Below are 22157 nucleotides of genomic sequence, written 5' to 3'. Positions count from 1 at the left end.
TTTTTGACTTGCGAAAAACAGAAGGCAGTGACTTCCGGGACATCCCAAACCTTGACTTGCTTTTTAGTTGCCTTTGGACGATCAACCAGAGAGGCTGGATTCTTAGCTATGAGCCCCCAGCGTTCGGCTTGTTTCAGCGAAGCGTTAATCAGCGTATACACTTTTTGGATGTTCTCATCAGATAAGCATTTGTCTTTAGTCAGTTTTGTCAGTAACTGTTGAATCATCATTGCATTCAGTTTTGACAATTCAACATTACCTAAGGTTGGGATGATGTGTTTGTGAACAAGCCAAGTATAGGTTTCCAGTGTTTGCTTTTTCACTCTCGTTTGCCTGTCTTCCAGCCAGCGTTCGAGAAACTCTTTGTAAAGTATTTTTGAAGGCTCAACATACGTACCCTGATTAATGGAATGCTCAAGCTCGTTCAAGGCTTTTAGGGCTTCTTGCTTCGTTTTAAACCCTCGCCTTTTAATCTGCTTTGGTCTTCCATTCTCCTTCTTTCCGACTGTAAGTACGAAATACCAACTAGCCCCATCTTTCTTTACGGTTCTTCCTGCCATTTGTAGTTACCTCCATGAGTTTCGTTATGAAAAAATAGAATAAAAAAATGGTGGGCTACATGAGCACACCGTCGGTCAAGAGTTCAAAGCGACCACCCCCTTTCCAAAAAATTATTTGTTTATTTATGCACGAGAGTAAGCCCGTTTTCCTCGGATTTCAGAAAGATAATTCTCATAATATTCCCGTGTAATTATCCCATTTTCCACACATTCCAGTAAGAAGATGAGTTCTTCCGCCCTTTTTTCCCATAGACTCATTTTTTTGTGAGGTTTCTTGGAATGTAATTCAATAGGATTGGAATCATGGATCGGAGCAATAATTCTCACTTTCTCTTCTCCCTGTTTAACTGTACCTGTTGAGGGCAATAGATACGTCAGCCTCGTTTTCTTCATGGATCAGTTCTTCCCTTCGAGCCATCTCACAAAAACCTCTTTGGAAACTTTGATTCTTTTCCCTGCTCTAACCACGTGAAATTGTCCAGAGCTAACCAATTCATACGCTTGCCTTCTGCCAATGCTTAATATTTCCTGGATGTGCGAAACGTCTAATACTGCAGGATAGTTTTCTAAAGACTTAGTGATCATCTGCAATCACTCCTTGCATTTCGTTTCTTGATACATTAGGGCTTCTTCATTCATTTGATGAAAGTGAGTATTCCATATTTCTTTTGGTATCCAAGGGAAAGTGCCATCAAATTTTTCATGAATATGATAATTTGTTTTCGCTAATTTCTCTGGTGTATCAGTATAGGTTTTTAAACCTAATAACTGAAAAATTGAATATAGTACTTTTGTAAAAAAAACTATGAAATTTATGTTCACTTTCCTATCTGATAATTGATTGAAAATGAAGCGTATTTCGTTATTGTGGTTTTGCTCATACACTAACACCCCAATTTTTCTTCTATGCTGCATTTGAGTAGAACGCCTTTTTTCCCAAGGAATTGTAATGGGACGGTAGCCGTGTTTATAAAACTCGTCAAAAAATATGTTGATGTCTACTCTAAAATCATTTGCAATAGCAGCCAGTACTTTTGATGGACAATCCTTTGTTTCACCACGTTCAATAACAGAGAGTGCTTGTGGTGATATAACCTCGATACGTAAAGCGACGTTTTTGCTTGTGTATCTGTCCCCGTATTCACTTTGTAACAGTTCACGTAAAAACCTTATCCTCGGCCCAACATCTCTTTTTGCCAATTCATCAAACTGGGTTTCCGTTAATACAATCCGTGATTCCATACTATAGCCTCCCGTTACCTTGTTGATGCTATTATATCCAATGAGAATCCAAAAATCAAGATTTGTAAACTTTAATGATCTTGAATTTTTGATTTAAGACTGATATTCTATTTTTCAGACGAATGCTCGGAGGTGATCCTATTATGATTTAAACAATGAATTTCGCTGATGATATGTTTGTAAGCCCTATAGAGACTAGATGGGTCAGAAAATGTTAGGTACTACGAATTCGGAGGAGGAAGTAACCGTGATTGATACTGTGAAATTTCACATCCCCGTGAATCTCCCAAAAAACCAAATCGATCAGATAGAAGTGACGGTGCCCCATTTTTGAGATTCAAGTTGATGAATCAAACCTGCACGCACTATTAGGTGTAAAAGTGTAAGTTTAACAGGAAAGGAAACGTGAAAGCCTTGATAGATTCTACAAAGATCGACGTTGGGGTAGTTTTGAAAAAGCAGAAAATCGGGCGTATTCCCTGGACAACCATTGAAAAACGACCGCAAAAAAACATTACCTACTACGAACTATTCGACAAGAACGACGCTTCCATTCCTCGGATTACATATGCGGTGAAAACGGACACTGGAAAAACGTGGTTAAAGGTTGAAGTTTCAATGGCCCGCTTTCTCTACGGTAGTAACGTACATGAGGTCAGGCCCGCCGACATCAAGCCGTTTTTCAACAAGCTTCGCCGTTTCTTGGCAGACAGTTTAGGGTTGCGGCTGTCCGAAATTCCCTTAATTGAACAATGCGAAGTTGAAAAACTGCACCTTTGCAAGAACTTCAAAGTTGGCGTTTGGCTACGCGACTATTTGCGGGTACTGTCTGGTATTAGTGTTCCCGGGTACAAGCTGAATCCTTACCATGCCGCAGGATGCCGCCGCCAAGAGGGTGTTGTGTGGAAGAGAGGGAAAAGCGTCATCAAGTGCTACGATAAGCAGGAAGAGATAAAGCAGAACAAAAGCTATCGCAATAAGGAACAACTTCTCAAACAAGCCGATGGAGTTCTCAGGTTTGAAGTTGAACTATCACCTTACGAAATGAGAAAGCAAAGCCCGCGTCGTTTGGCAGGTGAATTGTTTGATCCGTCGTTTATTACTCAAGTCTTACAGCAAAAACTGTCTGACTTGGGCGTCGACAAACCTCTTAAAACATCGGCTCTGGACAGCATGATTAACCGCATCAATCAGCAAAACTGGAGTACACGCACAAAGAATTCATTGATTGCATTTCTTACACTGCTTCGACACGAGGGCGAAGGGTACTGTAAGGCAACGTATTCCCGTAGTGCATATCACAGCAACTACAACAAGCTGAAGTCATTGTTTAAAACCGAAAAGATTGTTTTTAGCGACATCGATTTGCCGCCGCTCAAACTCGGAAAGTTGAATAGAAAGAAAAAAGGACTGTCACCGTCCACCATAGAGACGGACGGGACAGCCAAGACAAAAAAACAACCTAATACCAGTATACCACCTGACCCAGAAACGAAACAGCGTTAACATTCTCTACAAACCGTGATCTTACACTGCATGATTTGACCGGTAGTTTAATCGAAAAATTGCTTATCGGGAGCCGGTATTGAATGAAAATGGCTCCCGATATTATTAATACCTTATATCAAACCTTTGTCTTTGAAGCTAAGATATTCAGATTGGGTGATATTGATCACATCAAGCAGTGGTATACCGCAAATATCTCCAGCCTGAGCGATGATTCTCGCCTCTGTGATTTGCTCGGGAGTTGGATTAAGGTCGCCCTCCTTTTCAATATGAACCAGTATTCCCGAAGCGGCATTACGAAGGATTAGATGCCTGAAGACGAATCGTTGGTAGGTAGAGATCTCGACCATGGCTTCAGTATCAATGTAAGTCAGGTTCACGACATGATTCTTGGTACTCAAGCTTAACAGTATGGTTTGGCAATCGCCGCCCATTTCAATCTTTTCATTGCAATACTTATAAGCGTCTCTGGGCATGCGAATCGTGTAGCGATCAGGTTTATCAGGAGAGGAAAGTAGATGTGCCAGTTGTAGGATAGCTTGCAGTTCTTTTGCTTCCGAGATCGATACACCGACGATTTGGGAAATTTCTTCCTCTGACACCGTTTTTATGACACGAGAACCGTCATAGTATTTCAGCAGGGGCTTAACAGTATCAACCAGTGCTGTTTCATTCAAGATAAATTGGTGAATAGGCTTTTTAACATGACGAAAGATGCTCATGGCGTTCACCTCCGATGTTTTTACAACGAATAATTTTCTGCGATAGAGAAGTAGTTATCGAATCCTATTACTAGGTGATCAATCACCCTCACACCTAAGATTGTGCCTGCTTGTTTAAGCGTTTTTGTAACTTCCACGTCGTGGTAGGAGGGCTGGCAATTTCCTGATGGATGGCAGTGAATAAAGTATGCTGCAGCAGCATTACGCTTCAAGAGTGGACGAAAACACTCTCTCGGGTGGACAATTGCCGCATCCAATGAGCCGACACTAATGATTTCCCAAAACAGAATCCGGCTACGGCTGTCCAAACCAACAACCGCAAAATGCTCATTCGGTAAGTACATCATCTGAACCTTGAGAAATTCAAAAATATCCTGTGCTGATCTGACAATCTGGGGCCGAGACAATACAGTGCAAAGAGTTCGGGCCAACTCTACGGTGGCTATGATTTTTCTCGCCTTTGCAGGGCCAATACCTGTGACTTCTCTCAATTCTTCCTCTGTGGCCTGAAGCAGATCATGTAGAGTAGGGAAGCGGGTTAGAAAAGTTTTGATTGTAGTACTATCAACCTTCTCCCTCAACACCTGTGCAAAGATAGCGGCAAGTGATGTTTGGTTTTCATATCTATCGCTCATGATCAATTACCTCCGTGAAATGAAAATAAGGAGGGCGGCATACCCTCCTTGTGTTGGTGAAGCGAAATCCTGTACAATACAATCAGCAAAGTATCTGGTGTGATCCTTCACGGTCACACCTCTTTTTGTTTCTCTAACTGCTCCAGCTTCATTTCGACAAGCACCAGCTTAACGAGAATCCGGGCATAAAGTCGCCCCCACGCAGGACGAAACTGCTTGATGCTCCGCAGATGCTTCAACGCCGCCAGCAACCACTGTCTCTTTTCATATAAATCCACGTATCTCTTCATCAGTCTCACCTCCTTTCACGTTCATAAAAAATAGCCCTTCTGCCATGTATCCATGCAGAAGAGCCTTTTAGTTCCGTTTCCTTCTCTTTTTCACATACCGCTGTAACTGTTTCGGATAATGATCCTGAAAGTACTGAATAACATACTGCCTTGCAACTTCCGTCTCAAGCTTCCAGGAGCGAATGACGTAAGTCTGTAGTACAATTCCGGCCATTCGAATGTCTCCGTTCAGAGCCAAACGATTTATCAGAATCACAAGGTCATCAGACAGATTCATTTTGCTCTGTTGCATGTTCTTGATCTCCTTTCTTGCGGTTTTCCCGTTCGACCGACCACAGGACGTCGATCATGTCCATTTGAATTTGCAGTGTTTTGATCTGGTCACGAACCTGTTGTAGTCTGTGTGCATTTCTCGGATGATTGGTGTCTGAGTTCCTCAGCAATCTCTCCCAAACCAACAAATCAGCGTGCTTCAATTCAAGGGCCTTTAGCAACTCTCTCATACTTACCTCACCTCCTTTCACAAGACATGTCTCAGAAAATCGTGTAAAAACAAAAAAACGAGCTAAGGATCGCTCCCTAACTCGTAAAGTGATGATTATGTTATTTAGTTGTTGTCACTTGTTTAACGATAGCATCAACCATCGGATCAAACTTGGTCGCCTTTGTCTTCTTACCACGCAGAGAGTAGCCGGGATGATAGGTTCGATATGAATGAGGCGGCAACATCTCATGTTTGATCCGGGATAATACTTTCGGTGCCAAGTCATTTACTGTTTCAAAAAGTGCCCCCGCAAATGTCTTCTTTAACCTCTCGTCGTAATAAGGGCCGGTAAAAAAAATGACCACATCAGGACTTAGTGCCTTGATCTCATAAGGAAGCAACGGAAAATTGGAGCAGATAATCTCCTCCACCTCGGGTGATGGTCTTGTGTTCTTTTGGTCAAGCTTGATCAGGTTACTTGTCATGTAACCGTCTGCTGGCCCATTCGGGTTCAGTCTGTCATAAATTGCTTTGGATGCCCGCCAGAATGGAGTATGTGCCCATTTTGCCTCCTGTCGGAACTTTATGTAATCCTTCTGCAAGTCAATGATTGCCTCCCAGGGTTCCTGATCAACAGTACCGATGTACTGTCCCCAACCGCATGTTTCCTTTCCCACAAACAGTACTTTAACCGAGGCCGATCGATAAGAATCTACGACATCGATCAGAAAAGGGTTAGACAAGCTACTTAAGTCCACCTTTCGATCTACCAGTTGATTTTTCAACTTGTTCCAGTATTCAATATACATCTCGCTGAGATATCGATTGATTTGATCCATTTCATCAACAATCCCTTCATGGAAGATTCCAACAGTTACTACGATGATACGTTCACGATGGTTCCGTAAATGAAAGACAACCACACCTTCATCAAAGCTAAAAAAAGACTTGCATCTATCCTTGAGGAAAGGACTAATACAAGTCTTTTTTACAGACGGGTGAGGCATGAAACGGCAGGTGGGGGGTGCTTCAAAAATACAGGGTGGTACCTCGGGAAAATCTGCATAATTTTTTGCCCCTATAGGCGATTTTTTCTGTCGGGTTCACTCCCGGTGATATCACTGGAAAAAGTCTCGAAGGTGAAGCCATCGGAGCCGCTATTTCCGTTACGGTAACGGGACTCGTCCAGTTGATTCAGTACAAAAACGGGCAAATCTCATGGGAGCAACTAAAGGAGCGGCTGGGAAAAGATGCGTTGAAAAGGAGGATCGCTGGAGGCGTCCTAGCAGGATTGACGCTATTCATTCCGGGCAGGCTTATTAGACATGGTATTGGTTTTGGAGCGTTTACGCTTCGCAGACTGCTTGACAACGCCTTTGGAGAAGGCACTCTCGGAGAAGTTTTAAAGACGGCAAACTCGGTGAAAGCCAACGTGGAGTTGTTGCATCCTGGATCAATCTACATCGCCAAGTTGTCCGAGGTGAACGTCGATGTATTGGAGAGGGCAGTCTCCATCGTCAACGATATGGAAGAAGATAGATGGAACGCGGATGAGATTTACACAAAACTGGAGCGACAACATGGTACCATGACGCGAATCGATTACAGTCAAGCCGCTGATGACATTCTGGATCGTTGCGACCAGATGCGTCTTCGTTTGCAGGGAGGAAAATGCTAATCAACTGCAACTCAAAGATAAATCGGACGTGGCAACTTCTGTACAGTTACTTCCAGCCAAACTACAAGTGGAGGCGGCTATCAAACAGAATTCCCGATTAGTTGACGAAACAAAGGTTCGGACTATTGTACGCGATTCTATGAATCAATTACTCTCCATTGAACATCGTATCGATAAGCTGGAGAACCAAGGTTTCCTTGGTTGTTTGTGGGGCGGATTAACCGGCTCAAATCAGCGTGAGATGTTATCCTTGATGCGTGACTTCACATACACCCAACAGACAACGATAAAACTCGTGCTGACGCTCGCAATGTATCACGCTCAGAACGTGGCTGTCATGGATGAAATCCTAGATGAATTGGACAAGGCCAAGGGTGTGCATACCCGCACAGCCTCACATATTGAGTTTCTGTATGATCGAGTGGTACTTATCAAGGAAATGCAAAACAAGTCACCAGCGTCGAACAAGCTGATAAAGGGGATTTTGATAGGAGGCGTCTTTTCTGCAACTGTGATCGGAGTAATCGGGTACCTCGTTCTAAAACTTTTTTAGTATACGAGTCGTTTTCATGTACCAAATCCTCGAAAAATTGGATATATGAAATGTGAAGGCGTCCGGCAAAAAAATCGTAATCTGGATGCCTTATTTTTGTGAGTTTCTTTTGGTAAACACTAGGTTCAGAGCAGGAATAAGCCAAATTCTGCGATATTACGCCCAATAAAGGTACGACCCCGTACAATGTTATTTAGACGATCCATATTCACTTCGGCTTAGAATTATCAAGAGAACGTGGAAATTCCATCAACGACCAATGTAATCAAATGTTGCGGGAAGTATCAGTGGATTAGCCATAATTGATTAAATTCCTATTTGCTCCTATGCCTTTCTACTATGCAAAGGATGCTACCGGCAAAACGTAAATGTCATTATAAGGTTACAATTTTACTCAATCTCGAATATATGAAATGTCCCCCTTGAATTAAACGGTTGAGTTAATCCGATAAACTTATTGCACCTCAGACCAACCTATGTTTCTCAAGGGTTTGGTGGCTGGTATCGAGCAGGGAATGCCTTATAAATTCAAACTGACGCCCAATCGAATATCTATGGCAAAAAAAGGAGGATAAAGTCGATTTGTCGAAAAGATGTGGTGTGATTACCGTACAGCATGAACAAGAGGTGTTGTCATGGAAGTCTTCAATAACATCGACCGATTTCTCGGTGATGATTTGAAACATACTCTCCGCAAAGGAACGAAAGTATCTATCGCAGCGTCCTGTTTCTCAATCTATGCCTACGAAGCCTTGAAGAAAGAATTGGAACAGGTTGAGGAAGTCCGGTTTATCTTCACTTCACCGGCATTCAATGCGGATAGCTTCAATAAAGAAAAACGTGAATTCTACATACCAAAGCGAACTCGGGAGAAAAGCCTGTACGGTACCGAGTTCGAAATTCGACTGAAGAACGAATTGACGCTCAAAGCCATCGCCCAGGAATGCAGTGATTGGATCAAGCGAAAAGTCACGTTCAAGTCCAACCGTACTACCGGAACGATGCAAGGCATGATCAACCTTCAAACGGCTGATGAAGCAATCACTTACATGCCCATTGACGGCTTTACGACTGTTGATCTTGGTTACGAAAAAGGCAACGCCTTGTCCAATATGGTCAACAAGTTTTCCGAATTCCCGATCACGAAATTGTACTTCGACTTGTTCGATCAAGTTTGGAACGACAAGAGCAAGCTGGAAGACGTCACCCATCAAGTGGCGGAACACATTACAACGGTTTATAAAGAGAACGCACCGGAATTCATTTACTACGTCATCCTTTACAACATCTTTAACGAGTTCCTGACGGACATTACGGAAGACATTTTGCCCAACGAAGCAACAGGATTCAAAGAAACGGAGATTTGGAAGCGGCTCTATCATTTCCAGAAAGACGCGGTTCTCGGTGCGATTAACAAGTTAGAAAAATTCGATGGCTGTATATTGGCCGATAGTGTCGGTTTAGGGAAAACATTTACCGCATTGGCTGTAATCAAATACTACGAACTTCGCAACAAGTCGGTGCTGGTGCTCTGCCCCAAGAAGTTGGGCGACAACTGGCTGACATACAAACAAAACGTAACCAACAACATCCTGTATGCCGACCGTCTGCGATATGATGTACTATATCATACGGATATATCGAGGGAACGAGGAATGTCGAATGGCATTCCACTCGAGCGGCTCAACTGGGGCAACTACGACCTGCTGGTCATCGACGAATCACACAATTTCCGGAACAACGAGCCGAAGAAAGACAAAGAAAATCGCTATCAGAAGCTCATGCGGAAAGTAATCAAAAATGGTGTGAAGACCAAAGTGCTCATGCTGTCGGCAACACCGGTGAACAACAAATTCATGGATCTTCGCAACCAGCTGGCGTTGGCATATGAAGGCAATCCGGAAGAAATCAATAAGAAACTGGGCACGGAGCGGGGCATTAACGACATTTTCAAACGGGCACAATCCGCTTTCAATCAGTGGTCGAAGCTGGACGCCGCCGAAAGGACGACTGAAAAGCTCTTGAACATGCTCGACTTCGATTTCTTTGAACTGTTGGACAGCCTAACCATCGCCCGATCCCGCAAACATATTCAGAAATACTACAAGACCGAGGAAATCGGCGAGTTTCCGAAACGGCTGCCGCCGATCTCGATGTTTTGCGATCTGACGGATCGAACCGATGTCATCGGGTACAATGATATTTTTCGTGAATTATCCCGCATTAACCTGGGCATCTACGCCCCATTCAAATACATTCTTCCCAGCCGTTTGTCGTTTTACGAAAATCTGTACGACACAGTTGTCAAAAGCGGCGGCGGCAGCTTCAAACAGATGGATCGGGAAGGAAGTCTGCAAATCCTCATGCGGATTAACCTGCTGAAACGATTGGAAAGTTCGGTGGAATCGTTCCGGTTGACGCTTTCCAAGATTCTGTTCAAAATCGATCAGACCCTTCAGCAAATTGAAGGATTTGAAAGGAATGGAAAGTCGTACACAGTAGGTTATACCGAAATCGAAAAAGCCGATCTTGACGACGATGATTGGTTGGATGATGAATTCAGCATCGGGGATACGATCAAAATAAATTTGTCCGACATGGACATCCTCCGGTGGAAAGAAGACTTGACACATGATCGAATGATCCTGCACGGACTGCTGGAAGAAATGCAGAAAGTGACGCCGGAGCACGACAAGAAGTTGAATACGTTAAAACAAGTAATCGACCACAAGATTCAACATCCGATCAATCCCGGCAACCGAAAAATCATCATCTTCAGTGCCTTTACGGATACAGCAGCGTATTTATACGAACATTTGTCCGAATATGTGAAACCAAAGTACAATATCGATACGGCCAAAATCGTAGGAAGCGACGAGAACAAAAACACCGCCGGGTTGCGGAACGACATAAGCACCTTGCTGACTTGTTTTTCGCCGCGATCCAAAGAGAAGCATCTGACTATGCCCGATGTGAAAGGGGAAATCGACCTGCTCATCGCCTCCGACTGCATTTCCGAGGGGCAAAACTTGCAGGATTGCGATTTTCTCATCAACTATGACATTCACTGGAACCCTGTCCGGGTAATCCAGCGATTTGGCCGAATTGATCGGATTGGATCGAAAAACTCGGAAATTCAAATGGTCAACTACTGGCCGAATATGACCCTGGATGAGTATATACGGTTGAAAGAAAGGGTAGAAAACCGTATGATCATCATGGATATGACCGCGACCGGCGAAGATAATGTTTTGTCCAACGAATCGAGCGACTTGGAATACCGAAAGCAGCAACTGCAGCGTTTGCAAAAAGAAGTCGTTGATCTGGACGATATGAATACCGGCGTCTCCATTACCGATCTCGGTCTCAACGATTTCCGTATGGATCTGATTCAATACGTCAAAGAAAACGGCGAACTGGATACGGTGCCGAGCGGCCTGCATACCGTTGTACCAGCCGATGAAGAAAAAGGGATTTTCCAGGGCGTCATTTTTGTGCTTCGTAATATCAATGACGAGCTCAATCCGGATCAGCAAAACCGGCTTCATCCGTTCTACCTCGTGTATATAAGAGAAGACGGTGAAGTCATCACCAATCATCTGGACGTCAAGAAGACGCTGGATTATTTACGAGCATTATGCAGAGGAAAGTCCGAACCGATCATGGAGGTATGCCGCAGCTTTAATGAGGAGACGAAAGACGGCAAAAAGATGGACAAATACTCCATGCTGCTGGAAGAAACGATCCGCTCGATTGTGCAAGTCAAAGAAGAAAGCGATCTCGACAGCTTGTTCTCCTCGGGTGGAACGACTGCCTTGATCGATACGATCAAAGGATTAGAAGATTTTGAACTGATTACGTTTATTGTGATCCGGCAGGTGGAGTCGTAATGTTGCAACTGCCATCAAGCACCTTGGTGAACCGGAAAATCCCGAAGAACAAATTTTATGAGAAGCTGCAAGCGAATCATCAGTTGAAAGAACTGTTCACGCAGCAAGTTGAATCTATCGTATGGAAGCATAAGCTGTCGAAAGAGACAATTCGCTTGGAACCGAAAGACGGTATCGAAGAAATCCAGGTGTTCGAGATTCATTTGAAGCAAAAGTCCTATTCTCAGGACATCTTGCGGAGCATGGACAAAGCGATCCCCTACCCAATTTTGCATGTTCTCATTCATGAAGATCAGGCGAAACTCGCCATCGCCTATAAGGAACGGAACCAGAACGATGAAAACAAATTTGTGGTTCGTTCCTATCATGAATCAGAGTGGCAGTCTGTTAATGATCTCCGGTTCGATTTCATTCAGGGTCTGGATCTGAAAGCCTTATATGAAAACATTATTCGCAACTTACTGGGGACGCAAGCCAGGCCGGAAGACGATATCAGATCAGTCCTCGAACGGCAGGCCCAAATCGACAAACTGATGAGAGAATGTGAACGGCTTGAGTCTAAAATCCGCAGCGAGAAGCAGTTCAATCGTAAAGTCGAATTGAACATGGAATTGCAGCGGAAGAGTAAAGAACTGAAAGATCTGTTAGAGCAATAACAGGAGGAAAAGCATGAACAAATTATCGATGAAATCGGTGGATCTGACGCAAAAGAACATCGAAAAAATCGCCGAACTGTTCCCGAATGTGATCACGGAAGCAAGAGATGAGAACGGAAAATTGAAACGTGCCGTCGATTTTGACCTGTTGAAACAGGAACTGTCCGACATTCTCGTTGAGGGAGACAAAGAGCGGTATCAGCTAACGTGGCCGGGTAAAAAACTAGCCATCCTTAACGCCAACACCCCCATCGACAAGACGTTGCGTCCGGTTAAAGAAGATAGCGTCGATTGGGACAACACCCAAAACTTGTATATCGAAGGCGACAACCTTGATGTGTTGAAGTTGTTGCGGGAATCGTATTTGAACAAAATCAAGTGCATCTATATAGACCCTCCGTATAATACTGGGAAGGATTTTATTTACAAGGACGACTTCAGAGAGTCTAGAGAAGAATACCTGGAAGAATCGGGACAGGTGGATGAAGAAGGCAACCGACTGGTTCCAAATCCTGTTTCGAATGGCCGATTCCACAGCGATTGGTTGACGATGATGTATTCTAGACTCAAAGTCGCGAGGGATTTATTGAGAGAAGATGGGGTAATTTTTATAAGTATCGATGATAATGAAGTGGATAATTTAAGGAAAATATGTGACAGTATTTTTTCGGGAAATTTCGTGGCTCAGATAACTAATTTATGTAATCCTAAAGGAAGATCACAAGACAAATATTTTGCAACTAATCATGAATATATATTGGTTTATTCAAAATCAACCCTTCCAAACGGGTACTTTTCAATTGAAAAAGAAAAGGATCAAATAGAAACGGAATATCCTGAAATAGATGAAAACGGTAGATACAGGCTTTTAGAGTTAAGAAATACTCACAGAGAATTCGGAAAGCATAATCGAAAAAACCTATTCTATCCAATATATGTAAATCCGGACAATAAACAAATATCGCTTGAATTTGTTAATGGATATATAAAGGTTGAGCCCATTTGGGATGATGGTTACGAAGGATGTTGGACATGGGAAAAAGCTAAGGCGATTCGAGAAAAGCATTTATTGGCTGCTAAACAGAGTACCAGCGGGCAGTGGAAAATTTATCGTAAAAGCTACGCTGAAGGTGCTACTAAAATGCTTAAAACGATATTTAACGACAAATTATTTTATACAGAAAAGGGCCAGGCATCATTTTCTTCTCTCTTTGGAGAAAAGTCGAAGCTGTTCCAATCCCCCAAATCAGTAGACCTTATCAAAACTTTAATAAAAACTGTTGCAAAGGAAAATGATATAATCCTAGACTTTTTCTCTGGCTCTGCCACGACTGCCCATGCGGTCATGCAGCTCAATGCTGAAGACGCCGGTCACCTTAAATACATTATGGTGCAATTGCCGGAACCGACAGATGAAAACTCGGATGCATACAAAGCCGGATACAAAAACATATGCGAAATCGGAAAAGAACGCATTCGTCGGGCCGCCAAGAAGATCAAGGAAGAAACCATGAAGGACATCGATTACGGCTTCCGGGTATTCCGTGTGGATTCGTCTAACATGAAAGACGTCTACTACACACCGGAGAAGCTGAGACAGGCCGATATGTTTGATCTCGTCTCCAACATCAAAGAAGACCGAACTGGCGAAGATTTGCTCATACAAGTCATGCTAGAACTCGGCTTAGAGCTTTCGCTGCCGATGGAAACGAAACTGGTCGAGGGGAAAGCTGTTCATTACGTGGCAGGTAATTCCCTGGTCGCTTGTTTCGACGAGGATGTGCCGGAGTCGGTGATCAAAAAGATTGCGGAAGACAAGCCGCTTCGCGTTGTGTTCCGTGACAGCTCTTTCAATGACGATTCCGCCCGCATCAACGTCGAGGAACTGTTCAAAATGCTGTCTCCAGGTACAGAAATTCAGGTGCTGTAAGGCAGGTGAGACACGTGAAGATCAAATTCAAGCACCAGCAATTTCAATTGGATGCCATCAAAAGCATTGTAGACTGCTTTGCAGGGCAGCCAAATGAACAGTCTCTGTTCACTCTGGACAAAGGCATAAGGCAAAAGCACGAGCAAATGAACATCGACGATCTCGCAAGCCGAGACGACGAGGCAGTTGGCTTCAAAAACAATCCGATAAAACTAGTGGATGATGAAATACTGGACAATATCAAAGCAGTACAGCGGCGAAACGGTTTGAAGCTATCAGAGCGGCTCGAAGGCAAGTACAACCTGACGGTGGAAATGGAAACAGGTACGGGCAAGACGTATACATACATCCGGACGATGTATGAACTTTACAAAACGTACGGATGGAGCAAGTACATTGTCGTCGTCCCTTCCATCGCTATCCGCGAAGGTGTACTTAAATCATTTCAGATGACCGAAGATCACTTCATGGCGGAATACGGAACGAAAGCCCGCTATTTTGTGTACAACTCCAAACAACTGCACCAGATCGAAAAGTTTGCCAGTGATGCCGGAATCAACGTGATGATCATCAACTCGCAGGCGTTCTCGGCCAGAGGAAAAGACGCAAGACGGATTTATATGGAGTTGGACGATTTCCAATCCCGTAAACCTATTGATGTGATTGCCAGCACAAATCCGATCTTGATCATCGACGAACCGCAATCTGTGGAAGGCCCGAAAACGAAAGATGCGTTGAAGCAGTTCAACCCGTTGTTCACTCTTCGCTATTCTGCAACCCATCGGGAAGACTACAACAAAGTGTATCGGTTGGATGCATTGGACGCTTACAACTTGAAGCTGGTGAAGAAAATCAGCGTAAAAGGCATCTCTGTCAAAGGGGCAAGGGGCACGGAAAGTTATTTGTATCTGGAAGGCATCGATGTCAGCAACAAGCACGCTCCTGTCGCCCGGTTAGAGTTTGAAGTTCGGACGAAAAACGGTTTGGCCAAGAAAACACAGAAAATCCGCACAGGAGACGACTTGTACCAACTGTCGGGCCAACTGGAGCAATATAAAGGGTACAAAGTGTCCGAGATCAACGGCCAAAAAAACTGCATTCATTTCTCCAACGGTGTGACTCTGCAGGCCGGAGACGTGCAGGGAGATGGCAACGAACTGCATTTCCGGAGGATTCAAATTCGGGAAACATTAAAGTCCCACTTTGAAAAGGAGCGGGAACTTTTCCATCAAGGCATCAAAGTGCTGTCGCTGTTTTTCATTGACGAAGTAGCAAAGTATCGGCAATATGATTCAGACGGTAACGAACAAAACGGAGTATATGCTGATATCTTCGAGGAAGAATACATCGCTCTGTTGAGCGAACAGCTTTCGCTGTTTGCGGACGATCCGTACGTCCGGTACTTGAATAGCATTCGGGTGCAAGATACGCATAAAGGCTATTTCTCCATCGACAAGAAAAGCAATCGGTTCGTCGATCCGAAGGTATCCGCGAGAGAGACCGACTCAGATGATGCGGATGCTTATGATCTGATCATGAGAGACAAGGAGCGGCTGCTCAGTTTTGCGGAACCGACGCGGTTCATCTTCTCGCACTCGGCTTTGAAAGAAGGCTGGGACAATCCGAATGTATTCCAAATTTGCACCCTAAAACACAGCGATTCCACGATCAAGAAACGGCAGGAAGTTGGACGGGGGCTTCGGCTGTGCGTCAACCAAAATGGCGAGCGGATCGATTCGAGCGTGCCCGGCATTGATGTGCATGACATCAATGTGCTGACTGTCATTGCCAGCGAATCGTATGAAGAGTTTGCAAAAGGGTTGCAAAGCGAAATTTCTGAAACGCTGTCCGAACGGCCGAGGAAAGCCGATACCGGTTTCTTCTTGGGCAAAGTGCTTACTAATGCCCGCGGCGAACAGCTGCACATCGACGAGGCGTTGGCCAACAAGTTGCATCGAACTTTTATCCGGCAAGGCTATATCGATGACAAGGATCAGCTGACGGACGATTATTTTACGGCAGTTGACAATCAACAAGTTGTTCTTCCTGAAGAACTGGCGAATCATCGGGAAGCATTGATCGAACTGGTGAAGACGATTTATGTCGAAGGCAAATTCGATTTGACTGAGGACGAACGCAGCAAAAACATCGAACGATTGCAACCGAATAACAACTTTTATAAAACAGAGTTTCAGGAACTGTGGAACCAGATCAACAAAAAGACCGTGTATACGGTTCAGTTTGATTCAGACGAGCTTATCCGAAAATGCATATATACCTTGGATCATAAATTGCAGGTACCGGCTGTACGCTACGCAATCAAGCACGGTGAAATGCAAAAAATCGAATCCAAGGAGCAGCTGAAACAGGGCGAAGCTTTTGTTACCCGAGAGACACAGACGGCATATGTTCACCAGGCTGTATTATCAAAGATCAAGTACGATCTAGTTGGAAAGCTTATGGACGAAACGCGACTGACTCGGAAGACGATTGTGAAGATTTTAACCGGAATCAAACCATCCACGTTTCTGCTTTTCAGGAAAAATCCGGAGGAATTCATCATCCGGGCGGCTCGACTTATCAATGAACAGAAAGCAACAACGATTATCGAGTCCATCACCTACGATGTTATCAACGATACGTTTAAGGCGGATATATTCACGCAAAATACGTTGAAAGGGCAACTTGGGCATAATGCCTTTCCGGTGGAAAAGCACATTTTCGATTATGTCGTGACTGATTCGAAAATCGAACGTACTTTTGCGAAAGAGTTGGATACCAGTCAGGAAGTAAAGGTGTATGCTAAACTGCCGCGAGGATTCTTTATTCCTACTCCGCTCGGCAATTATAATCCGGACTGGGCTATCGTATTTAAGGAAGGCGATGTTAAACACATCTACTTCATCGCCGAAACGAAAGGCTCCATGGAATCAATGGAACTTCGCGAAGTCGAAAAAGCGAAGATCGAATGTGCTCGCAAACATTTTGCGAAATTGAACACAGGCCAATTGAAATACGATGTTGTAAACAGCTACGAGAAATTGATGGAGATTGTGAAGACGTAGATTTTAAATGCTGGGAAGAAGATGAGCAACAGCTTCATCTTCTTCTGTCATATTTTGAGGAACTCCGTAATTTCTTGCTTGTGTTTGGAGGAGATAATTGTAAAGAAGTTGAATGAAGAGAACAAGAAATCTTTTCGGAGGAGATTATGGAGAAGCTTGAATCTGAAAAGCTAAAAAGTAGCAAGTTTTATGTAGGCTCAAGGGATTGGGTTCAGGAATTTTTCGCCGATCAACATAATGAAAAACACCTAGAAAAATTACTCGATAAAATCAGGATACTTTTAAAAAACTATTTGCAACTCGACAATGTTAGTTTTTTATTTGGCACAGGATCATCATTGCACTTAGGTACGACTTCCATAAGAAATTTTCCTAAAGCAATTGAGGATGCAATAAAAGAAGGGGATCAGGAAATCTATGAGCTTTTTGTCCACTTAATAAAACAATATCAGAAATCCGAGTATGTTTTAAGAGACGAATCACAACAACCGTCAGAAATAAAGGTGCCTTTGGAAGAATTTTTGGATTATGTACTTGCACTACAATATGTGCAGGGGCATTCTCATGATCTTATTAAAGGATTTGACTATGAAGATCTGTTTGAAGAAAAACACCTCGAAATAACAACCGAGAGGATAGAAGATTTAATTTCCAACATCAAATCAGAATTATTCAAATTATGTGACCTTGATACTCTTAATTATTGGCCCGATGATGATCAGGTCAGAGAAGAAATGCAAAAGAACGGAAAATACACTTACCACAAAAGTTTTATCAAATCTTTATTACAACGGCCACTAAATTTAAGAAGAGCAAACATCTTTACAACAAATTATGACTTGGCTTTTGAGAACGCTTTTGAAGAATTGGGCGTTCACTATTTGAATGGGTTCAGCGGCTTCCATAAGCGGACATTTAGAACTGAGGTCTATGAGTATGATTTATATTACCCTGGTAGCACAACTGAAGGAAAAGTAAGACGTATTGAACGAATGGTTAAATACTATAAACTGCATGGCTCAATCACTTGGGCACGCGAACAAAACTCAGCACAAAATCAATATGGCTTAGTGGAGCGGCATATTGAGTGGGTAAGAAATAATTTAAAATCGGCTGGAGATATCATTATTTATCCTACTGCTCATAAAAAAGGATATACACTCGACTTCCCTTACTCGGAATTGTTTAGGCAGTTTGCTTCTGCAATCACTCAACCACAGTCCGTATTGTTTTGTGTCGGATATAGTTTTTTCGATGAGCATATAAACGATATCATTTATCAGGCTTTATCTATTCCAAGCTTTACGCTCATTGTTGTTGACTTTAAAGGCACGGGGAATGAAACGATAAACAAGCTCTATGGACTCGATGATCCTCGAGTTGTTATTTTAGAAGGACCTTATTTAGGAGACTTTAAAACATTCGCGAAAAAGATTATGCCCAATTTTCACGAAATGGAGTATCGAGAGAAAGTTTCAGCTACTTTACAAAAACTATATTCGGATTCGGATTGGGAAGAACCCGAGGTGGAAGATGATGCAAGAGCAGATCATTGGTAGAGTAATAAGTGTCGATAGTTTTCGAGTCATGATTGAATTGGACGCCAGCGTTAAAACATTATACAAAAGCGGTTTTAATGATATATACGAGATCGCACGTATCAACTCATATGTGTCGATTCCAGTCGGTGCAGAGAAAATTATCGCAATGATCACCAGAGTTAAAATAAGCGATGAAACTGAACTTGAAGCGTCGGATAGCTCAATACTATTACCTAAATCCAGAAGGTATGTTATTGCAACAATGATCGGCACAATTAACAACGCCAATAAGTATATTCAGGGCGTTTATAACTTCCCTATACTAGATAACCCGGTTTGTTACGTGTTAAGGGAAGATTTGGAGATCATATTTGACTATAAGCCAAAGTGTAGCGTTATTGACTTAAAAAATGACTATTACTTGCCCATTGGCAAATCTCCTGCATTTTCTGAATTTGATATTAAAATTAACCCGGATAAGTTTCTTAACAAGCATGTTGCTGTGCTCGGCAATACAGGCTCGGGTAAGTCATGTACAATCGCCTCCATATTTCAGTCGATGTTTAGGGGGAAATTTCAGACTGAGGAGGGATTGAAGACGTTAACTCAAGCCCATGTAGTAATATTTGACACGAATGGTGAGTATAAAAAGGCGTTTCAATTTGAAGAGGAAGAACTAAAGTCAAGGGTCAACACCTTTACAATTACAAAAGAAGGTCTGAAAGTACCTTACTGGTTTATGAATTATGATGATTTGGATTATTTATTTGAACCGTCATATCAGACTCAAGCACCTATCTTTAAAAATGCTATTAGTCTTGCAAAGAAGGATAGTGGAGTTGAGGAGGAGGACTCTATAAAACAAAGATATTTGCTTAAAGTGCTTGGACTAATAGAAGACATGCAACAAGATTTTAAATTAAAAAACTATATCAAGCTAGAACTTGAAGGTCATTTAGAATACATCGAGCAAAATTTATCCGAATATAAGGATGATTTTCATAAACTACTTGAAGCGGGCAAAGATTTAAAGGAGAGCAGGGGATATTGGAATGGGCCGCTGAATATGTCATTGCTTCAAGAGGTGCGAAGCAACATATTAAGCAAAATGACCAGTCCAGAAGGGTCAGCAGTAGAAAATGGTAGTGACGAGGAAAACATTGATTTGCCAACATATTTTAACTTCAAAAAACTATTCATTAAAAGCATTGATGATGCAATAAAAATGACAGTTGATTCGGAACTAAAGTACAAAGAGTACTTATCAAGTTTAAAGCTTAGGTTATCAAGTTACTATTATGATGAGAGAATAAGCATTCCTTTCATGCTTAAAAGTGGTAAGATCCACGACGCATTGAATCATTACTTGCAATATGTATTAGGTGTTTTGGTTGATCACGAACAGGCTAACGAATTCGGCTCTTATAGGTTTAGTAGCACTAATGTATTTAATCCAAAACAAAAAAGTCAAGTAACCATTTTAGATATGTCGTTGTTACCATACGAAGTATTAGAAAATATTACTGGACTGATAGGGCGGTTGCTTCTTGAATTTGTACAAAGGATTGAAAAAGTAGAAGAATACAAAGACTATCGTGGTAAATATCCCATAGTTATCGTACTGGAGGAAGCCCAAAATTATATTCCTCAAGTAGATCGTAAAAAAGATCGGGTTTCCATATCAAAACGTGTGTTTGAACGAATCGCCAGAGAAGGCAGAAAGTATGGTTTGTCTTTGATTGTGTCCTCACAGAGGCCGTCTGAATTGTCCAAAACGATTCTATCGCAATGCAACACTTTTATAGTCCATCGCCTTCAAAATCCTGAAGATCAGAGTTATGTAAAACAATTGGTGTCCTCCGCGAATGCAGATATTCTGAACCAATTACCAATTTTACCTCAACAGCATGCAATCATTATGGGGGATGCAGTTAAAAGCCCTGCACAAGTACGATTAACTGATGTTGAACCAAAACCAGATAGTGGTGATCCAGAATTCTTTTCCCAATGGCTTGGAAATAAAGTTGATATTGATATCAAGAAGGTTACAAAAGAATGGGTTGGAGATGGAGACTAAAAACGGTGTGATGGTAAGGACTAGGGGCTACAATATGTTGGGTGAGCAAAAACGTCTTTCGTAGTATGTTTATAAGCGTCATGGACGTTATAAGGAAGAAGCTGCTCCCGCTGCAATGTCAATACATATGAAAAATGTTCATCGTATGCAATAGATAGTCAAAATAATTGGTTAAAAACTCAAAGTAATTCCCGGAAATTACGGTTAATAATGAAAAAAATAGCCTGAACCCTTGATACGATTAGGTTTTCGGGTATTCAAGAAAATAAAGGGGAATTACCAATTTGATCCTGGGAGAATAGATGTGGGTGAGTGCGTGATGGAAACAAAAAAATTATTGTACTTCTTTTCTACCTTCCCAGGTTTTCTATGGCATAAACAAAATCTATGATTTTTTCTTCTTGTCCGCGAGGTGAATTAAAAATGCTATCAGTAGAAAATATCCAACCCTATTTTCCCGTCGTAGTTGCCTTTATTACTGCTACTCTTGGCTATTTTTTAGGAATAAGAACAAAAAAATTCGAAAGGCTTTATGTATTGGCAAATGAAAATCTTAAGGATATCTGTAGCCCAATGTTCCATGAACTAAGAAAAATAAAGCAGACTGAAGATCCAGAAAAACGAGAGGAAATGCTTAGAATTTTCTTTGAAAAACATACAGACTCAAATTCAAACGTGTACAAATTAGCTAATAGATTTATTATCGACTCGTTTTACGAGATGGAACAAGAATTCAGTAAATTTTTAAGATCACGCTCGCGAGAGGATTGGAGAGGCTTTTGGTATAAATTTGAGGGTTTTTATTTAATGGTGGAAGAGGAATACTTTTCGAATTATGATTTCATTTATCGAGAATTTGGTTGGCTCAGGAGTCTTTGCAGAGGAAACTTATTTTTGAGAATTGTCCAAGAGTTTATAAAACTTTTATACACTACTAGTTCTTTCATAGTTATCGTGTGTGTTTTTTTAGTTTACTTAACTGTTTATGATTACTTCGTTGGTACAAATTTTGCTCCCAAAGGTTCGATAAAACTAGCAGTCATTATTACATTTTTATCGATTACGATATGGGGATTAACCTTGATAATGGCTAGTCATTATCTAGTTATGACAAAAACTAAGTGGAAGAAAGGGTTTCTTAGAAAACTCTTTGAGAAGTATAGTCCAAAAATAGTTAGTTTTTGGGACAATTGGTTGGGCAATCAGCCAAAATGGATTAGGGATAAAATTACAGTCCCAGAAATGTATCAAAAACAACAAAATGAAGGTTGTGACGAAAGACCAGCAGTCTAGGAGAATGGTGCAAGTTTGGCGTGTACTAATTTTAT

The 22157-nt window shown here is 42.1% G+C and carries 19 protein-coding genes; 10 read left to right on the top strand and 9 right to left on the bottom strand.

All coding sequences use genetic code 11. From position 1 onward, the window contains the following. From EDM57_RS19720 to EDM57_RS19705, 4 genes are all read right to left on the bottom strand, one after another. Positions 1-560: Arm DNA-binding domain-containing protein (locus EDM57_RS19720; protein WP_211338278.1), on the bottom strand; the 560-nt coding region annotated here is incomplete at its 3' end. A gap of 123 nt (positions 561-683) precedes the next feature. Then, a complete protein-coding gene (locus EDM57_RS19715; protein WP_122906406.1) occupies positions 684-953 on the bottom strand; it encodes a hypothetical protein in 270 nt (89 codons plus the stop codon). A gap of 3 nt (positions 954-956) precedes the next feature. Continuing rightward, positions 957-1145 carry a helix-turn-helix domain-containing protein gene (locus EDM57_RS19710; protein WP_122906405.1) on the bottom strand — a complete coding sequence of 63 codons (189 nt, stop codon included), beginning with the start codon at positions 1143-1145 and terminating at the stop codon, positions 957-959. Positions 1146-1151: 6 nt separating this feature from the next. After that, on the bottom strand, positions 1152-1802 hold the full coding sequence (locus EDM57_RS19705; protein WP_122906404.1) for a helix-turn-helix domain-containing protein: 651 nt from the start codon (positions 1800-1802) through the stop codon (positions 1152-1154). Between the two features lie 405 nt (positions 1803-2207). Here EDM57_RS19705 and EDM57_RS19700 point away from each other — a divergent pair, with 405 nt between their 5' ends. Beyond that, positions 2208-3308, top strand: a complete 1101-nt coding sequence (locus EDM57_RS19700; protein WP_122906403.1) for a phage/plasmid replication domain-containing protein — start codon at positions 2208-2210, stop codon at positions 3306-3308. Between the two features lie 113 nt (positions 3309-3421). Here EDM57_RS19700 and EDM57_RS19695 read toward each other — a convergent pair whose 3' ends face one another. From EDM57_RS19695 to EDM57_RS19675, 5 genes are all read right to left on the bottom strand, one after another. Further along, positions 3422-4030, bottom strand: coding sequence for a JAB domain-containing protein (locus EDM57_RS19695; protein ID WP_122906402.1), 609 nt, complete (start codon positions 4028-4030; stop codon positions 3422-3424). Positions 4031-4050: 20 nt separating this feature from the next. Continuing rightward, a complete protein-coding gene (radC, locus tag EDM57_RS19690; protein WP_122906401.1) occupies positions 4051-4665 on the bottom strand; it encodes a RadC family protein in 615 nt (204 codons plus the stop codon). 113 nt (positions 4666-4778) lie between these two features. Further along, positions 4779-4955: a hypothetical protein gene (locus EDM57_RS23460; RefSeq protein ID WP_170163481.1), complete on the bottom strand. Its 177-nt coding sequence runs from the start codon at positions 4953-4955 to the stop codon at positions 4779-4781. Between the two features lie 263 nt (positions 4956-5218). Then, positions 5219-5458, bottom strand: coding sequence for a hypothetical protein (locus tag EDM57_RS19680; RefSeq protein ID WP_122906399.1), 240 nt, complete (start codon positions 5456-5458; stop codon positions 5219-5221). A gap of 100 nt (positions 5459-5558) precedes the next feature. Then, on the bottom strand, positions 5559-6278 hold the full coding sequence (locus EDM57_RS19675; RefSeq protein ID WP_122906398.1) for a uracil-DNA glycosylase family protein: 720 nt from the start codon (positions 6276-6278) through the stop codon (positions 5559-5561). 350 nt (positions 6279-6628) lie between these two features. Between EDM57_RS19675 and EDM57_RS19670 the strand changes: the two genes are divergently transcribed. From EDM57_RS19670 to EDM57_RS19630, 9 genes are all read left to right on the top strand, one after another. Then, positions 6629-7117, top strand: coding sequence for a hypothetical protein (locus EDM57_RS19670; RefSeq protein WP_122906397.1), 489 nt, complete (start codon positions 6629-6631; stop codon positions 7115-7117). 28 nt (positions 7118-7145) lie between these two features. After that, positions 7146-7670 carry a hypothetical protein gene (locus EDM57_RS19665; RefSeq protein ID WP_122906396.1) on the top strand — a complete coding sequence of 175 codons (525 nt, stop codon included), beginning with the start codon at positions 7146-7148 and terminating at the stop codon, positions 7668-7670. Between the two features lie 635 nt (positions 7671-8305). Continuing rightward, entirely contained in the window at positions 8306-11560 is a 3255-nt protein-coding gene (locus EDM57_RS19660) for a helicase-related protein (protein WP_122906395.1), read from the top strand. Further along, entirely contained in the window at positions 11560-12216 is a 657-nt protein-coding gene (locus tag EDM57_RS19655) for a DUF4391 domain-containing protein (RefSeq protein ID WP_122906394.1), read from the top strand. Before EDM57_RS19660 ends, EDM57_RS19655 begins: the two co-directional genes overlap by 1 nt. 13 nt (positions 12217-12229) lie before the next feature. Further along, positions 12230-14146 (top strand): site-specific DNA-methyltransferase, encoded by a 1917-nt coding sequence (locus EDM57_RS19650; RefSeq protein WP_122906393.1) that lies wholly within the window; start codon positions 12230-12232, stop codon positions 14144-14146. 14 nt (positions 14147-14160) lie between these two features. Beyond that, entirely contained in the window at positions 14161-17211 is a 3051-nt protein-coding gene (locus EDM57_RS19645) for a type III restriction-modification system endonuclease (RefSeq protein WP_122906392.1), read from the top strand. Between the two features lie 146 nt (positions 17212-17357). Then, positions 17358-18770 (top strand): SIR2 family protein, encoded by a 1413-nt coding sequence (locus EDM57_RS19640; RefSeq protein WP_122906391.1) that lies wholly within the window; start codon positions 17358-17360, stop codon positions 18768-18770. Next, positions 18748-20829 carry an ATP-binding protein gene (locus EDM57_RS19635; protein ID WP_170163480.1) on the top strand — a complete coding sequence of 694 codons (2082 nt, stop codon included), beginning with the start codon at positions 18748-18750 and terminating at the stop codon, positions 20827-20829. The genes EDM57_RS19640 and EDM57_RS19635 overlap by 23 nt, the downstream gene beginning before the upstream one ends. Positions 20830-21252: 423 nt before the next feature. Beyond that, entirely contained in the window at positions 21253-22122 is an 870-nt protein-coding gene (locus EDM57_RS19630) for a hypothetical protein (RefSeq protein WP_122906389.1), read from the top strand. The last annotated feature ends 35 nt before the right edge of the window (positions 22123-22157 follow it).

This window comes from Brevibacillus gelatini (assembly GCF_003710935.1).
GTDB classification, from domain to species: Bacteria; Bacillota; Bacilli; order Brevibacillales; family Brevibacillaceae; genus Brevibacillus; species Brevibacillus gelatini.
The sequence above is the reverse complement of the archived record's forward strand: the minus strand, read 5'-3'. Positions and strand labels throughout refer to the sequence as shown.

Bases quoted from the DNA above. Each gene is read 5' to 3' on its own strand.
- EDM57_RS19715 (WP_122906406.1), bottom strand. From the start codon at position 953: ATGAAGAAAACGAGGCTGACGTATCTATTGCCCTCAACAGGTACAGTT.
- EDM57_RS19710 (WP_122906405.1), bottom strand. From the start codon at position 1,145: ATGATCACTAAGTCTTTAGAAAACTATCCTGCAGTATTAGACGTTTCG.
- EDM57_RS19705 (WP_122906404.1), bottom strand. From the start codon at position 1,802: ATGGAATCACGGATTGTATTAACGGAAACCCAGTTTGATGAATTGGCA.
- EDM57_RS19695 (WP_122906402.1), bottom strand. From the start codon at position 4,030: ATGAGCATCTTTCGTCATGTTAAAAAGCCTATTCACCAATTTATCTTG.
- radC (WP_122906401.1), bottom strand. From the start codon at position 4,665: ATGAGCGATAGATATGAAAACCAAACATCACTTGCCGCTATCTTTGCA.
- EDM57_RS23460 (WP_170163481.1), bottom strand. From the start codon at position 4,955: ATGAAGAGATACGTGGATTTATATGAAAAGAGACAGTGGTTGCTGGCG.
- EDM57_RS19680 (WP_122906399.1), bottom strand. From the start codon at position 5,458: ATGAGAGAGTTGCTAAAGGCCCTTGAATTGAAGCACGCTGATTTGTTG.
- EDM57_RS19675 (WP_122906398.1), bottom strand. From the start codon at position 6,278: ATGGATCAAATCAATCGATATCTCAGCGAGATGTATATTGAATACTGG.
- EDM57_RS19660 (WP_122906395.1), top strand. From the start codon at position 8,306: ATGGAAGTCTTCAATAACATCGACCGATTTCTCGGTGATGATTTGAAA.
- EDM57_RS19655 (WP_122906394.1), top strand. From the start codon at position 11,560: ATGTTGCAACTGCCATCAAGCACCTTGGTGAACCGGAAAATCCCGAAG.
- EDM57_RS19650 (WP_122906393.1), top strand. From the start codon at position 12,230: ATGAACAAATTATCGATGAAATCGGTGGATCTGACGCAAAAGAACATC.
- EDM57_RS19640 (WP_122906391.1), top strand. From the start codon at position 17,358: ATGGAGAAGCTTGAATCTGAAAAGCTAAAAAGTAGCAAGTTTTATGTA.
- EDM57_RS19635 (WP_170163480.1), top strand. From the start codon at position 18,748: ATGCAAGAGCAGATCATTGGTAGAGTAATAAGTGTCGATAGTTTTCGA.
- EDM57_RS19630 (WP_122906389.1), top strand. From the start codon at position 21,253: ATGCTATCAGTAGAAAATATCCAACCCTATTTTCCCGTCGTAGTTGCC.